The following is a 16,288-nucleotide window of genomic DNA, read 5'->3' as shown; positions in this document are numbered from 1 at the left end:
TTTATCCGCTGGCTGGCTACAGCCACCAATGATTATCGGTATTGTGAAATCCATCTAATGTCTTCAGGTTCCATCTGAACTCTCGTGCCTCACCATTTAGTAACCATCGACTCGGACATGTGGTTTCCAACCAATCCAACGGCTCCCCTGCGGGAAGCTTCTGAGAAGCTAAGTCGAATGCCGCCCTCAGCACGGATTCTTGTTCTTTAGTTACAATAGCGGGATCAATCGATACGAATAAAGGCGTTCCGCTTTCTGCCAACAAATCCAGCCAAAGCTTATTTATTTCCCAGGGAATATGATTGGTAATCCCAACGCAATCCGCATCATGGCTGTAAAAGGTTTCATGCTGACCCATACGGAAGGCAAGTGTATTGATTCCCATATAACGCGTTCGCTCCCACGCCTTTCCACTCGTGTCGTCTCCCGTTCGCTGAATCTCGAATAAGCCAGCTGCAAGATGACTCACTGTGTTGCAACCGATGACTATACTGCTTCCTGATGCCTCTGCAATCGTTCGGTATAGATCCAGTGTAATTTCAGCTGTTGTTTTTGAAGTATCATAGAAGCTATGGGACAACCCGTTAGGATCCGATTTCATTTGAAAGCCCCATTTTCCCATCAAATCATAAGTGCTGAAATCATGTTTAATCAATTCAAAACCCCAATTTGAAATCTCCTGAATGCTCTTCGAAATATGAGCCAATACTTCAGGATGGCTAGGATCAAGAATTCGATCATTTTGATCAATTACATAACGAACCCACTCACTCGGAACTTCACCCGACCACATAAGCGGACGGCACCAGATGCCTGGTCTTACGCCAACAGCTTTCATTTCATCTGCCAATCCCGGCATATCGGGAAACAACGCGTTGCCTGTCCATGGCCCACCTTTGCAAGCCCCCTTCACGCTTGCCAATTGCCAACCATCATCAATAACCATATAAGGACGGTTCGATGTCGATGAAGCCAGAGAGGAAATAAATTTCGAATCTTCTAGTATTTGCTCGCGTGAACTTTTGCCATAAGCATAATACCAGTTGTTCCCCCCATATACAGGCTGAGATGGCAAAACAGGATTCGTGCACATCACCTTGCAAAATTGATGCAGCGCCGTGAAGGCCGATTCTTCCTCCTTGCCGGATCGCGTGACAATGGTAGCCACTTCAAGCATCCGTTCTCCCAGCTTAACTCCATCAGCTCCATTTCGAACGTCCGCCGTAAAAGTCAGCCCATCACGATCAAGCTGCCAACTGCAAAAGGCGTTTGGAGCTGTTCGCACTCCATAACCGTCTGTTACGACACCATTGTTTGTAAGAAAGTACCATGGCAGGATACGTTCCGGGACAATGCCTCGCCACTCCAAATCTCCATAAGCGCGCTCCCATTGATCACCTAGCACCTGATACTTCTCTGACAAACGGAAATTCCAAAATAACTTGACGAACTTAATAGGCTTAACCTGTGATGCCAATGTCACACCCAGTCCATCTGACTTTACAGTGGTGTGCACCTCGATCCCGTCATGACTCCATTTCCCACTTGCCGTATCCTGTAAATCCAAAGCTATCCAGCCCTGATCAGTACCAACGTAAGCAGAAGCAGGATTTGTAAGAATATCAAAAGCCATATGTCTCTCACCTCATCTTCTCTGATAACAACCTGTATGTTATTGGACGGAGAAATCTGAAATCCGCAGAAATTCTGCGGATTTCAAATTCACTTTCTATTTCTGGGCAGCCTTCCAAGCTGTAAATTGCTTCTGGTACTCGGCCACCACTTTATCAAGTCCTGCAGCCTTCACGCTCGCTAGAGCTGCCGGGAAGTACTTATCGTAGTCTTGATATCCCATCTTAATCGGGAATATCTTGGCTTTGATTTCAGACAACACATTTGCATACTCTACTGCGATCGGTTCGGTGTTGAGATGAAAACCTAAGACAGGAGAAAACTCAACTTTGTGCTTCGTCTCATTAATTTGCAAATCAACAATTGAATCGGGTGCATTCACGTTAAAGAGCATATAATTGATATTGCCGATCATCCATGAAGGGAAGCTATAGGCAACATCATTTTCTTTTTTGATAGATTCCGCTTTGCGTTCTCCGACTGGTTTGTAGTGCGTGTCCGGCTCGCCATTAATGAACAAGTTATGGTTATCCTTATTCGCATACAGCCAATTTAAGAATTGGATGGTTGCTTCCGGATGCTTGGAGGTTGTAGGAATGGCATTGGCATTACCGAATGCCAAGAACTGCAGCAATGACTTTTCACTAGCCAGATATCCTTCACTGAGTACGGCAGTAGGGTTATTCTTTGCAGCTGAAGTTGTGTATGACCAAGATCCAAACGAGCTATATAGGAAATCACCATATGTCATTGCTTTATCGCGTTCTTCTTTCTTTAATGTCAAAATATCAGGGTTAATTAGCTGCTTTTCATATAACTGGCGAAAGACCTTAGCATCTTTCTTAAACTCATCGCTTTCCAACCATGAGCTTACTTTTCCAGTTTGATCCACTTTAATAATTTGCTCACGGTAATCTACATAGAAGGGCCAAGTATCATACGTTCTATGCAAAAATACGGGCGATCCATCTGTTTCCGTTTGAATATATAACTTCTTTCCAGCCACTGCTTGCATTTTCTCGGCCGAAGTCACGAACTCTTCAGCTGTTTTCGGGAAAGAGAGTCCCGCTTTCTCCAATAAATCCTGACGGTAGCCTAGCGTGCCTAATTCTCCACTGCTCAGAGTTTCATGACGCCACACAGCTGGGATAGCGTAAATTTTCCCATCTACCTTAGCGCCTTTCCATGCATAGTCAGGAATGAGTTTCTTAATATTAGGCCCATATTTATCAAGTAGTGCATCTAACGGCTGAATGGCACCACGACCAACATAAGCTGCCGTCGGTACGGATCCATTCTCCATAACATGGATCATTTCAAACTCTTCACCTGTGCTAAGCATTAAGTTTGTTTTCTGATCCCACGCATCCCATGGTATAAATTTCAGCTCCAGTTTCACTTTGACGCCATCGGCCAGCAATTTCTCGTTTACTTTCTTTACAACTTCATCTGTAAAAGGTGCCGCTGTGCCTGGAATCACATATCTCACAGGCATAATAGCACTTGAATCGGATTGTGCTTGTTTTCCATCCGCATTAGCTTTCCCTGGTTCTGAATTGCTGCAAGCTGCAAGCATTGCACCGAGCATTACAAATACCACAAATGCCGGAATCATACGAAATTTCTTTGTGTTCATTTTTCAAACCCCTCTCTTAACTTGTAATATGTATATACAGCCTTACGCGGTATATCTAACCTTTGACTGCACCAACAATAAGTCCTTTCATAATGAATCGCTGCAGAAATGGATACAGCAGAACAATAGGCCCAATCGTTATAATTGCAACAGCCATTTTAAACGATTCCGTTGGCAAAGTGATATTGGATGCAGCCGCCCCTTGCATTTGATTCACCATGCTGATCTCGGATTGAAGCTTATAGAGTAAATACTGCAGTGGATATAACTTCTCATTGTCAACCAGCATAATGGCATTAAACCAGTTATTCCAGTAACCAAGTCCATAAAATAGCGCTACTGTTGCCAAAACGGGCAGAGACAACGGAAATACGATACGGAAAGCGATGTACCCGTCGCTTGCACCATCGATTCTAGCCGATTCAAATAGTTCTTCCGGTAATTCCTGCATAAAATTACGAACAAGGAACAAATTGAATGGACTAAATAGCAGTGTCGGAACGATAAGCGCAAGTATATTATTTTTGAAGCCAAGGAAATCGTTGATCATGTACCAAGGCACTAAACCCGAGTTGAATAACATGGTAAAGAAGAAGAAGAAAGCAAGTTTGTTACGATACCTAACCTGTTTGTTGGCTAGTGTATAACCCGCCATTCCAGTAATGAGTACGGCTGCAGCTGTACCGATAAGGGTAACTCCGAAAGATACCATATAGCTTTGTAAGAGTTGATCATTCCCAGTGAATAGGGATTTATAAGCACTTAAGGAGAAACTGTCTGGCCAGAAGCTATATCCTTTGTCACGAATGGACTGTTCATCCGAGAGGGACACAATGAGCACCAGCAAGGAGGGCAGTGTACAAATTAAAGCAAACCCGAAGACGAACACCGTATTGATACTTTGGAATACATCCACTTTCTTCAATGATTTTGTCCCTCCCATCAGAAAATTACACTGTCTTTATTGGACTTCTTGACTAGCCAGTTAGCAACCAGCACAAGTACGAATCCCACAATCGATTGATACAAGCCAATTGCCATTGCGATCGCAGGGTTTCCGGATGTGCGAAGCGTTCGGAATGTATAGGTGTCAATGACATCCGTTGTTGGATATAACAACCCATTATCACCGACGATGGCATAGATCATCCCAAAATCCGAATAAAATATTTTTCCGATCGCAAGAAGCGTCAATATGGACACCGTTGGCATCAACAATGGAAGCGTAATGTTTTTAATTTGCTGCCAGCGATTGGCCCCATCGATCTTCGCCGCTTCATATAGGGACTCATCAATCGTAGCTATGGCGGCTAAATAAATGACCGCTGACATTCCGGTTTCCTTCCAAACACTTAGTGATACTAAAATCCATGTCCATGGCTTTGATTCTGAATACCAATTATGCGGGTTGAACCCCATCCATTTGAAAATTTGATTGATGAAACCGTATTCTGTTGAAAATAAGCTGTAAACGATGTAACTCACAATAATCCAAGATAAAAAGTGTGGAAAAAGCAGTGTCGATTGGCTGACTCTTTTAAATGTTCGAGCGCGAAGCTCATTTAATAAGATCGACATGAGTAACGCAACCAATGTACCAAATACGATAGATAAAAAATTAAGCTTAAGCGTATTCCAAGTAACCATAGCAGCCGATGTTGAATGGAAAAAGAATTCAAAATTTTTGAGCCCGACCCATTCACTTCTGAAAATGCCTTTGGTGTAATTAAATTTCTGAAAAGCAATTAACATGTAGGGCAGCGTCATATAACCATAAAAAAATGTGTACAACATAGCAGGGAATATCAGCATATACGAAAAGGGATTTTTTCTGATATCCGTAAAAAACGAGTATTTTCGATCAGTCCTCAACTTCATTAAAGCCATTGACCCTTCCTCCTTCATAGCAAATTCGTGTTCGTATTGGATAGCTTTACTATGCATGGAGTTAAGGTTAGATGTATAGTCAAATTACTTAAACCTCCTTTAAAATGGGGGTTTTCTTAACTTTAAAATCGAGATACAACTTTGATTATTACCAATGGGGGCATTTGACATTGCGTAATAGATGTCTGTATTTTATAGTTTTAGATGGATACATTGACTTCACATCAATGAAAGAATATAGACAAAATGGGGGAACAGGGATGAAATGGAGGCAATGGTTCGTTTATGCGGCATACCGGAAAATGTGGATCTACTTTGTTCTGCTTGTCGCCATAACCGTGATGGCTGTTAGCAGCACACTCTATTTGTTCTACGCCAATCAAACCGAGAAAACAATCGGTAAAAATCTTATCTCCATGCTACAACAGACTTCCTATACATCTAATATTGTTCATCAACAGATTATTACTGTCGGAACTCATCTTCAAAATAATAACCGAATCATAACTACACTGATGAGTCATAACCCGGATAAACTTCAAGACCGTGAAGCCATGGATATTTTGACCGAAATTCAATCGACATATCCTTTCATTAAAGACATCGGCATCTATAATGATTATACGAAAAGTTTTTTAACGACCAGAGGTACACCTTATGAGTTGAATGAGGAAGAAAAGAAACAAATGATTACAACGCCACATTCGCAATATATTGATTTATTTGCCCAGAAAGTTGAACCCTCATTTCCTTCATCGTCTTTAACACCGATCAATGTACTTACTTTTATTTTACGGCCTAACTATGCACTTACTTCTCAGAACAGAGGGGCCATTCTTATTAACATGAATGAGCAGTATATTATGCAAACCATGCAATCCATCTCAAGTGACAGCGATAATTCATTTGTGGTCGATGCTAATGGGCTAGTATTGTCTCATACAGACCCTACGCAATTCATGAAAAATATTAGTGACACCACTTACATGCAACAAATTGTGGCTTCACCCGATAAATCTCACTATTTTAAAATAAGATTGAATGGTCAACAACAGTTAGTTACATACGTCAAATCAGAGCAGCTTGGATGGTACTTTGTGAGCATCAAACCCTATGTCATGCTTATATCAGATATATCTGTCCTACGGAACTTCACTTGGTTGATCGTGCTCGTCATCATCTTACTTGGCGTAATTGTGGCTTATTATGCAACGAACAAGCTATACAATCCTTTAGGCAACCTGATTCATAAAGTTCAGGAGTTGACTGGAAATCAAACATCAGGGACTGTAAAAAACCGTAACGAATTCGCGCTGCTTTCCGAAGCTTTCTCCAATGTAGTCAATCAAGCGCAGGTTGGAGAAATTGAAAAACAATGGTCGATGCCAGTTCTGAAAAAAACATATCTTCAGCATCTATTAAGAGGCACTCAGCATGATCTTTCTGCTGCTCATATCATACAATCAAACATAAATGAACACTTCGCAAATGCCTACTATACGGTTATTTTGGCTCAAATTGATAAGTACGCGGAGTTTGAACAAAACCATAATCAAATGATGCAAGGTTTGCTTCGCTTTTCAGTCAGCAATATCAGCAATGAGTTATTAGAGAAGCATGTTTATAATGAACATATCGTTGTAGATGAACAAACAATTGGTATTTTGTTATTTCAAAAGTCACCATCGATTTCTACCCATATTCTGCTCACCCTTGCTGAAATTCAGGAAACCATTGATAAACTATTTCATTTCACGGTGACATTTAGCATTGGACCTGTGGTTAATGAACAAAATAACATTCATTCTTCCTTTGAAAAGGCGCAAGAATATGCCAAATATCGTTTCTTCTATGGTCACCGTTCCATTATCCATGCAGATATGGTCCAGCATTTATCCCAGCAAGCCAATTTCTATCCAATGGAAACAGAAAAGAAACTGTGCGAAGCGCTACGAGTAAACCATGAGGTCAAAGTTGAGCAAGCTATCTCCGTGTTCATGAAACATATGAGTGAACTCAGTTACTATCAAGCGCTTTCTTGCACAAATCAACTATTGAGCACGTTATTAAGAGAGTTCGGCAACAGCGTCCCAATCATTGAGGACTACTCAAAAGAGTATTTTGACATCGTAAACAAGCTGCAAACCAGTGAAACCCTGAAAGAAGCACACACACTAGTTCAAGACTTCTGCAAGATCATACTCGAGCTAATAGAGAAGAAACAAGCAACCAAAAATGATACAATTATAGGTTATGTTTGCTCATATTTACAAGAACATTATCACAATTCCAATTTGGGAATTGAGGCCATTGCAGATAGCGTTCAACTTTCTTCGGGTTATTTAGGCAAGCTATTCAGGAACCATACGCAGCTATCCTTTAATGATTATTTGAAAAATATTCGACTAGAAGAAGCAAAGAAATTGCTTATCTCAACAGAAGATCCGATTGCTTATGTGAGCGAAAAGGTCGGTATTATTAACACAACCTATTTTTTCACACTTTTTAAGAAAGCCTATGGCCTTTCTCCAGCTCAGTTCCGCGAGCAATATGCAGACAAAGAAAAAAAGCACTATTGAGACAAAAAAAGGCGTTCACGCATGATGATGATTGCTGCGTGAACGCCAAACATAACTGCTATAACCATAACTGAACAATAAGCTGTAATCTCCGAATAATATGACGAGACAACTTATAAGAGCTATAGAAAGGTCGATTCATAAAGCGCTTAGCCTTCCAAAAGAGATAGTTTTGCTCTTTCATGAAATGTCCATCAACTGCGATAAGCCACTTGTTATCCTCCGTCTGGAGATGATCGATATGATGCATGCCATCCTTACGCCAGCTCCCCTCCTGGTCGGATCCCGTTAGCTGGTCTTGCTCAATAACTTCTTCTTCATACTCTGTCTCACTCAGCTTAGTAATGCGAGCAGCTTTAACCAGCTTTCCGTACGAAGGGACTCCATCTTGCGTAAAGCGATAAATGTCACCTTCATGAGAAACGACTTTACCCGCTGGTCGAGATATATGTGAATTATTTCTAACAATAGGATTATACGGATGCTCAACCCATTCCCCGTCGATTCGGTCAGAATAGAACAAATATAGGTTCCTTCCATCTTTGCTGCCAACGAACATCCACCACTTCTGGTTATGATGGAAAAGAGTCGGGTCCACAAATGAGCCAGCTAGAAGCTGCTTCCCTCGCTCCCAGTTATAAGGGAATTGATTGGATTTATACAGAAATACGCCACCTGCCTCCGACGATTCCGGCAGCATATAATAGTCATTCTCATGCGCAAATACGTAAGGATAGGATAGGTGAAAATTCTCTTTAAGGACAACACGGTCATACTGCCACTTTTCCCCGTCCGCACTAACAGCAACGGCAATTTCACCACGTTCAGATTGTTTATTCAACACTTCAAAAAATAAATAATAGTTCAAACCATTGGAAACTACGAAAGGATCCGCTACAAATTCTGCCTCAACATCGGTGACATCCGTGCACTGAAGAGTAGGGGAAGTGAAATCATGCGCGTTGACTCTTTTTGGAAAGATCGTATCACTTTTGATGATCTTGATCGACCAAACTGCGAGCTCTATTTTTTTGTTAAGCTTCAACAAAGTGCCTCCTCAGAAGAACGGGTTAGTCTAAATTATAAAGTTCTCCTGAATAAATTTCAACTATTGATGAATTTATTTTCTATTTTTCTTCTAAAGTTGAATATGGTGACACACTTAAAAGAAGAAAGAGAGACTTCGCTATTTTCGAAAAAAAGAACGAAGCCAATCGGCTAACAGGTCTCCCTTTTTGTAATAGATTTCATCCTTCACTTTATTGTTTATTGCACTCCAGATTTCAAGTTCAGTTTCACTTAAGTTAGGAACCTCATTCTGGTCATCATTAATAAATTGCGCAAAGTAGTCCAATGGAATGCCGTAAAACTTTGAAATGCTTGTCATGATTTCGAATGAGGCTGATTTTCTTTGCCCTTTTTCAAGCAGACTCATATATTGCAGCGTTATTCCCGCCGCAGAAGCTGCTTCTTCTAAGGTTAATCCTTTCTTTTTGCGTAATCGTCTTAATTCTTGACCAAGTCGCTGACTCATTTGTATCCTCCTGCCGTAAGGATTCTTTTTAAATTAAATACATAGTACCAACTAATTACTGCTTCTAATATCGTGACCCAAATTTCCTCAAGAAAGAGGGGAGTCTTTTTGTATTTTCTTAGCTCACAATGAATCCATTCATGTACTAGCGTATCTAGTTGCTCCGGATAATCCAGTTTATGATCAATGACAATTAATCGTTTGTTGGGGTAATAGACTCCCTTTATCGAGCCCAAATCCATAAATAAAACTTGTAACTGAAGTCTGGTTCCTATGAGAGATATTAGCTGCCTGACATGTGAATCATTCACTTGCATCCTTCTCGAATGACAGACTTTAACAACAATTAAATAAGCCAAAAAAGCAGACATGACGACCGGGTAATTAAAATAATTGAATACTGCCAAATAAGGAAAAATGACACCGATTTCAAACCAGGTCGGGATGAAAGTTGAAACTACTGGCGATGTGGTCAGTTTGCCGGACTCAAAAAATGAAAAGAAGTAAGCGAGCACCCAATTGACCACAAAAAGCAGTAATAAGGTTGTAAGACGGCTAATGTAGGAGTGGGATGTCCAATTGTAAAAAGAGTTGCCCAAGACAATGGTAATCAGGCTTATGGAGAGGGACGGTAGTAGATCATACCAAATGCTAACCCTTCTTTTCAACCAAATGATCACCGCATCCGGCACGAGGTAGAAGAAGCTATATAAGATCGAATGTTTTGCAAAAATAATGAGGCCAATCACGATGATAAAATAAGGCAGCCAAATCTTATTGAAAAGGTGCATATAAATCCGTTCAATGATGGCTATCGATAGGAGAAATATGACCAATAGCCAGTTGAACTTTGCCGGAAAGGTGATGCATTGTGAAACAATCACTAGCGCGATCGCAGGAAAAATCAACAAGTATAATTTTGGCCCCAGTAATTTAGTCTTATTCATGCCTACCTCTTTTATATGAGTTCTTCTTCTAATCATAGCTTAATTTTTACAATTTACAATCCTAATTGATATACGCAATTTGTATTACCTCCGTCTCTCCATTTCCGGACACAGATTAATCGTGGAAAAGGTCGTTCGGGTTCGCGCTTAGGCGGTGAACGAACAAAGAGAGGAGCCGCTATGCGGCCCCTCAACTATTGTTTCCAGATAATTACCCAGGTATCTAATCCCTATTAGATTAAAATTGTTATCCAATCTATGCTTCCAAATTATGCTTTGATTTGAACAATCATTTCAATTTCTACAGGGGTGTTAAAGGGTAAATCCGAAGTGCCTATGGCAGATCTTGCATGTTTGCCATTTTCTCCAAAGACCGACTCTAACAGTTCAGAAGCCCCATTAATGACATATGGCTGATCCATAAACCCATCGGCACTGTTAACAAATGCCAATAATTTCACAATTTTATCTACTCTATCCAAATCACCCAAATGGGCTTGTAATACACCTAAAAGGTTAATCATTGTTTGTCGTGCCGCTTGTTGTCCCTGTTCGATCGTCAGATCCTTACCTAGCTTTCCTTCAAAAATAAGCTTTCCATTAATACGGCAATCATTACCTGAAGTATAGACTAGATTGTTAACCGTTACAGCTGGAACATACATAGCTACTGGAGCAGCTGGAATTGGCAGCTCAACTCCTAATTCTTTTAATCTACCCGTAATTATACTCATGTTTATCCTCCGTATATTTTATTATTTACCAGTTAACTAGCTTAATTCCTCAATGACAACAGAGCTAAATTATGGAAAATGGAGCGAGTCCTTTTGATAGCCGTGTTGGAACGTGTAGGATGTACGCAATTCGTCAAAAGTACAGCATACACATCCGCTTCTGGATCCATCCATATGCTGGTCCCCGTAAACCCGGTATGCCCATAAGAGGACATGGAGAACAAATCACCTGCAGGAGAATCATGACTGTCCTTCGCCTGCCAGCCAAGCCCTCTGGCCAATTTTAAAGACGACGTCTGATTGTTTGTCATCAGTCGAACCGTCTCTGGCTGTAAAAACTGGCCTTGAGAAGTTTCTCCTAACCGGAGCATCGTTTGGCAAAGCAGACTCATATCCTGGACTGTGCTGAACAACCCCGCATGACCTGCAATTCCTCCCAATACGACAGCATTTTCGTCATGAACTTCACCAATCACCATCTTATGACGCCACTTACAATATTCGGTTGCAGCAATACGATGGTGTAGGTTCCTTCCTGGAATAAACAAAGTTTCGCTCAACCCAATCGGCTCCAATACCATCTGCTTCAGTACGGCATCTAGCCGATTACCAGCAATCGCTTCTATGATATCGCCTAGTATCATATAGCCCTGTGATGAATATTCAACTTCCGTGCCAGGCGCATGGCGCATCGGAAGATTTCTCACAGCAGCCAACATTTCCTCTCTCGTACCCGAAGCACGATATAAGGGCTGTTGTCCAGGTATTCCACTTGAATGCGTAAGTAGTTGATGGAGTGTAATATTCGCTTTATCTGTTTCTTTGTAGACGGGCAAAAAATGGGCGATCACATCATCCAAATAACATTCACCTTGCTCCAGCATAACCATTAAAGGAAGCACGGCAATTGGTTTGGTCACGGAAGCCAAATCCCACATACTATCCAGTTTCACCGATGGTCCATCCCAAAAGAGCGTTCCTACAGTCCCCTGTTCGGTAATGCCGTCTGAATTCCCAATGGCATAAGCCGCACCCGAGAAAGTTCCCTTATCACGTGCTTTCTGTAAAAACTGAACGATCTTACTCATCTTATCACCTGCCTAAAAATTGTCGGGCCATGCACTCATTCATACACGAGGTGCCCATTCTAAGTCCACGCTTAGTTTGCAGGAAGCTGTTCCTTACAACTACGGGATTACACCTGAAACTACTTCCACAGCGCTGTCAACAGTTTGTTTAAATTATCAAAGCTCGCTGTCAATTCTAGCTGCGATTCCGCTACTGCTTGCTGAATGATGGACGGCTGCTTTAAACCGCTTCCGGTAATGACGCATACCACACAATCATCCGGCTGAACAGTACCCGCTGAGACAGCCCGCTTTAACGCCGCAAGCGAGGCGGCAGAGGCAGGTTCGGCACAGATCCCTTCGTTACCCAGCCACTGCACCGCTTCAATGATCTCCTCATTCGTTACAGCCTCCGCAAACCCGCCTGAATCGTAAACGGCATTCAACACTCTGCGTCCTCCTTGAATTGGAGCATCGGCTGCGATACTTTGTGCAATCGTTTGTGTTGAATCGCCATGTTTCTCCGCATGTCTTGCTCCTTGATTGAACGCTTGGACAATCGGCCCCGTAGCTTTCGGCTGCACGGCAACCATCCTGGGGAGAGACTCAATCCACCCCAACTGGTTCAACTCACAAAAGCCCTTCCAAGCTCCCCAAATGCCTCCACCTGTACCTACAGGGTGAATCATCACATCCGGCGCTTTCCAGCCCAAAGCCTGACTAATTTCATAGGCATAACTCTTCATAGCTTCATGTCTAGCCGGGTTAATAAAGTTTACAAACTGATATAAACCCAGCTCCTTGACTGCTTGCTCCAGCATCGCTGTAATATCCGTCATGCTTTCAAAATGTAAGGTAGCCGTTCGAGCTCCATATAAACCGATTATCCCTTTCTTAATCGGATTAGCCAAATACTCAACCAGAACAGTCGCATCTAATCCTGCTCGCCTTGCATACGCTGCAAAGGAAGCTCCGGCATTACCAGAACTGTAGGTCAATCCCCGCGTTATTCCCATTTCCTTGGCAAAGCTGACTGCCAAACTGAATCCACGATCTTTAAAACTGCCTGTTGGCATCATTGCATCATTTTTAAAATAGAGATTCGACAATCCAAGCATACGTCCAGCATAGACAGATGGAAGCAGCGGTGTGCCGCCCTCACCCATCGATACCATGTTAGTACCGTTCTGCAGCGGGTAAAATTCATGCCAGCGCCACATCGAGGGTTCGCGAGAATCAAACAGCTTCGGATGTAGTTCAAGCTTCATACGGTCCAAATCATACTGAATTTCTAGCAGCCCCCCGCAGATCGGGCACGTATTTAAAGGTTGTATCAACTCATAGTGCTCCATGCAATTATCGCAGGAATAATGGGTAGCGTATGACCAAGTCATCTAATCTTGTCCTCCTTAAAGCCTGCCTACAGAAATGTTAATAGACCTGCATTGATAATTGCGGATGGCTTAATAAATTGTTCAGGTTCAAGTAGGTTACCTTGCGAATCCCGATAATCACGCCCTTCCGGACCCTGCTCATCAAGCCGAAATAAAGTCGCCCGATCCAAGTTTCCATCGAGGCTGCACCAATCATTCCGTTGTAAAATCTGAGAAGGAGCACTCGTCACAGCGGCAATTACCTGCTCGATTGGCATCCCACATGCAAGCAGTTTGGTCATCGTTGTAGGGAGATCATAAACCGGCCCCCGGATATTGCGAATATGCACATCCGTGCTAATCGTATGTGGTGCGAATCCGGCAGCTATTGCATGACGACATACTTCCACATTAAAGCTTGCCCCTCCATGACCCACATCTAACTTCACACCTCGATCAATGGCTCTCTGCAGTGCCAAGCCCGGCTTGCCATTCATAAGCCACGGGTTGCCTGTTTTCCCATGAAAGCAATGGGTAATAACATCTCCCTCGTCCAACAGATCCAAAACACTATCAATAATCGGAGGTGCTTCACCGATATGTACCATGATCGGTACACCAGCCTCTCGTGCCGCCAGCTTGGCAAGTTGAAGCGGTTGGAGTCCCATCGCTCCGACAATCGCACCGCTTGAACGAACTTTGATACCACAGACAAAATCACGATTAGCTATGACCGCATTCACCGTCTTATCAATATCAATATAATCTAGGGTAGCAACTTCACGAAGATGAACCAATCCAATTGAGCTAATGTTCAGCCAGGCCATAACTTCCGTCTGGGAAGCAGGAGCCACATACTTGCGCAGCCCGGGCAATGTCGCTTCGCCGGCACTGCCAGCATCAACAACCAGATGAACGCCACTTTGAATACCGGCCGCATCTGCGGATACGCTTAGGTTAGCGACACCATCGTATACGTGCGTATGCAAATCGATCCATCCAGGACTCAAATACATCTCAGGTTCCTGTGTTGAATAATCTGCCGCAGAACGATCTAGGTGATACCCACCAGCTGTCTTATTCAGCAAAGCCTTATATGTCTGTTGATGAATCGGGTCTATAACTTTTACAAGAATCCGATCTTTCATAATTGCACACCTACCGTCTCGTATAAATGACAAACAAGTTCTTATATTCCTTAATGATCTAGGATCAATAATAAACCCCAATCAACATTCGCAAAGTTGATTGGGGAATCATTCAAACCTATTTTTTCGTCTTCACCCACTCATCCAATTGCTTTTGCTTTTCCTGTATAATTTTATCGATGCCTGCTGCTTTGAGTTTAGCGGTATAATCAGGAAGCGCTTTATCCGGGTCGAGTGTTCCAGTTTCAAGGCCTTTTTGATATTGATTGACTACGTTCGTTACTGCTGTTATTTCCGTTTTCACAGATTCGGCGTTAAAGTTAAAGCCAAGCGCCTTCGATTTCTTAGCGTTTTTATTGAATTCATCCATCTTTTTCCAGATATCTGGATCATCGCCTTTAAACACGTAAGAGAGAAATTGGTTGCCAAAAATCCAACTTAGCCCCAAGTAATAACCACTGTTTTTTGCGTCAACGCCTGGCGGGAAGTCGATCATATTCTCAGAAACTTTCACATAATGTTTGCCTTCAATACCCCAGTCAAGTAAATTAATTAAGTCTTTATCCGTATACAATAAATTTAACAGCATCATAGCGCGCTCTGGATACTTTGAAATCTGCGGAATTCCCCACATAAGGTTCGTAATCGTTCCTGTTGTTGCAACCGGTTCAAGCAGCTGCACAGTCACCATCGGATAAGTCGATGCTCTGGATTCCTGAGCATCATAGCCAGGTTTCATCCCTGCCAAATATCCAAATAATTTTCCGGATTTAACCAAGTCACTCGTTGATGTTTGGCTCGTAGCCGCATCCTTCAAAACATAACCGGCTTTGTACCAGCTTCTGAACCTCTTGATTAGTTCAGCATATTCCGGTGTTTCTTGATAATTAACAACTTTCATATTATTGTCATATCTCGGCAGAACGCCAAAGCCATCAACTAATGGATCTTCTGGTCTGTATACTTTTAAAAACGTACTGCCGGTCCCGCCTGAAGCAATTGGAGTTAAATCCGGCTCTTTTTCTTTTACAATCTTTAGAACAGTCTCAACATCGTCTAAAGTTTTGATCTTGCTTATGTCAATATTATATTTGTCAATAATGTCTTTTCTCATGACTAGCCCATAGTTTTTCGCCAAGTCCCGAATACTGGCAACGCCATAGATCTTGCCATCAATTTTTGAAGCATTCAGATAGGCGGGATCCAAAACAGCGGAAATCCCCTTTCCATATTGCGCAATTAAATCATCCAATGGCTTTAATTGTCCTTTAGCCACAACAGAAGGATAACCGCCGCCCCCGCCATTTATTGTCATAAGATCAAGTTTATCGTTACTGCTCATCATTAGATTCGTTTGCTGAACCCAATTCCCAGAGTTAATAGGTAAAAGTTTGACAGTAGCATTTATTTTCGCTTTAGTGATCTTGTTTACTTCTTCCTCAATAAGATTCATATCTTTTGGCATAGCTCCGTAAATAGGAAATGCCATCGTAAGCTCAGCAGGCGCTTTCGTATCACCTTTACCTGACGAATTTGTGTTTGGAGCAGTTGTCGTATTGGTGGAAACAACTTGCTGATTGCTTGCATCCTTACCACATGCCGTTAGGAAAAACGTAGTTACCATGAGCATTGCCAAAGACATCGTCATCATTTTTTTCCGTTTATTCATGCTCTAACCCCTTTTTTTGAAGTTTATGACTGTTTCTAGTTGTAATAATAACCTAGGGATATCAAGCCTGCTAACAGTTTAA

The 16,288-nt window shown here is 42.1% G+C and carries 13 protein-coding genes; 1 reads left to right on the top strand and 12 read right to left on the bottom strand.

From position 1 onward, the window contains the following. Window positions 1–16 precede the first annotated feature (16 nt). From GQF01_RS25870 to GQF01_RS25855, 4 genes are all read right to left on the bottom strand, one after another. Window positions 17–1,633, bottom strand: a complete 1,617-nt coding sequence (locus tag GQF01_RS25870) for an alpha-amylase family protein (protein ID WP_161409763.1) — start codon at window positions 1,631–1,633, stop codon at window positions 17–19. Window positions 1,634–1,729: 96 nt separating this feature from the next. After that, complete coding sequence (locus tag GQF01_RS25865) at window positions 1,730–3,268, bottom strand: extracellular solute-binding protein (protein ID WP_161409762.1); 1,539 nt, start codon at window positions 3,266–3,268, stop codon at window positions 1,730–1,732. A 55-nt stretch (window positions 3,269–3,323) separates the two neighbouring features. Continuing rightward, window positions 3,324–4,184: a carbohydrate ABC transporter permease gene (locus GQF01_RS25860; RefSeq protein ID WP_328803544.1), complete on the bottom strand. Its 861-nt coding sequence runs from the start codon at window positions 4,182–4,184 to the stop codon at window positions 3,324–3,326. 26 nt (window positions 4,185–4,210) lie between these two features. Next, window positions 4,211–5,155, bottom strand: a complete 945-nt coding sequence (locus GQF01_RS25855) for an ABC transporter permease (RefSeq protein ID WP_235960281.1) — start codon at window positions 5,153–5,155, stop codon at window positions 4,211–4,213. A gap of 260 nt (window positions 5,156–5,415) precedes the next feature. On the opposite strand from GQF01_RS25855, the gene GQF01_RS25850 reads away from it, so the two are divergent. Continuing rightward, the gene (locus tag GQF01_RS25850; RefSeq protein ID WP_161409760.1) at window positions 5,416–7,734 is read left to right on the top strand and encodes a helix-turn-helix domain-containing protein; all 2,319 of its coding nucleotides are present in this window, start codon (window positions 5,416–5,418) and stop codon (window positions 7,732–7,734) included. 58 nt (window positions 7,735–7,792) lie between these two features. Here the strand turns inward: GQF01_RS25850 and GQF01_RS25845 are convergent, their stop codons facing one another. The 8 genes from GQF01_RS25845 to GQF01_RS25810 all read right to left on the bottom strand — a co-directional run bounded on the left by GQF01_RS25845 (window position 7,793) and on the right by GQF01_RS25810 (window position 16,206). Further along, on the bottom strand, window positions 7,793–8,779 hold the full coding sequence (locus GQF01_RS25845; protein WP_161409759.1) for a glucosamine inositolphosphorylceramide transferase family protein: 987 nt from the start codon (window positions 8,777–8,779) through the stop codon (window positions 7,793–7,795). A gap of 141 nt (window positions 8,780–8,920) precedes the next feature. Beyond that, complete coding sequence (locus GQF01_RS25840; RefSeq protein WP_161409758.1) at window positions 8,921–9,268, bottom strand: helix-turn-helix domain-containing protein; 348 nt, start codon at window positions 9,266–9,268, stop codon at window positions 8,921–8,923. After that, on the bottom strand, window positions 9,265–10,215 hold the full coding sequence (locus GQF01_RS25835; RefSeq protein WP_161409757.1) for a hypothetical protein: 951 nt from the start codon (window positions 10,213–10,215) through the stop codon (window positions 9,265–9,267). The genes GQF01_RS25840 and GQF01_RS25835 overlap by 4 nt, the downstream gene beginning before the upstream one ends. 269 nt (window positions 10,216–10,484) lie before the next feature. Then, window positions 10,485–10,949, bottom strand: coding sequence for a RidA family protein (locus GQF01_RS25830; protein WP_161409756.1), 465 nt, complete (start codon window positions 10,947–10,949; stop codon window positions 10,485–10,487). A gap of 41 nt (window positions 10,950–10,990) precedes the next feature. Beyond that, window positions 10,991–12,037 carry a serine hydrolase domain-containing protein gene (locus GQF01_RS25825; protein WP_161409755.1) on the bottom strand — a complete coding sequence of 349 codons (1,047 nt, stop codon included), beginning with the start codon at window positions 12,035–12,037 and terminating at the stop codon, window positions 10,991–10,993. 119 nt (window positions 12,038–12,156) lie between these two features. Next, entirely contained in the window at window positions 12,157–13,410 is a 1,254-nt protein-coding gene (locus tag GQF01_RS25820) for a threonine synthase (RefSeq protein WP_161409754.1), read from the bottom strand. 26 nt (window positions 13,411–13,436) lie between these two features. Continuing rightward, window positions 13,437–14,537 carry an amidohydrolase/deacetylase family metallohydrolase gene (locus GQF01_RS25815; protein ID WP_161409753.1) on the bottom strand — a complete coding sequence of 367 codons (1,101 nt, stop codon included), beginning with the start codon at window positions 14,535–14,537 and terminating at the stop codon, window positions 13,437–13,439. A 118-nt stretch (window positions 14,538–14,655) separates the two neighbouring features. Further along, entirely contained in the window at window positions 14,656–16,206 is a 1,551-nt protein-coding gene (locus GQF01_RS25810; protein WP_161409752.1) for an ABC transporter substrate-binding protein, read from the bottom strand. Between the last annotated feature and the right edge of the window lie 82 nt (window positions 16,207–16,288).

Source organism: Paenibacillus silvestris (genome assembly GCF_009882985.1).
Classification (GTDB): domain Bacteria; phylum Bacillota; class Bacilli; order Paenibacillales; family NBRC-103111; genus Paenibacillus_E; species Paenibacillus_E silvestris.
This window is presented reverse-complemented; position numbering and strand designations above follow the sequence as displayed.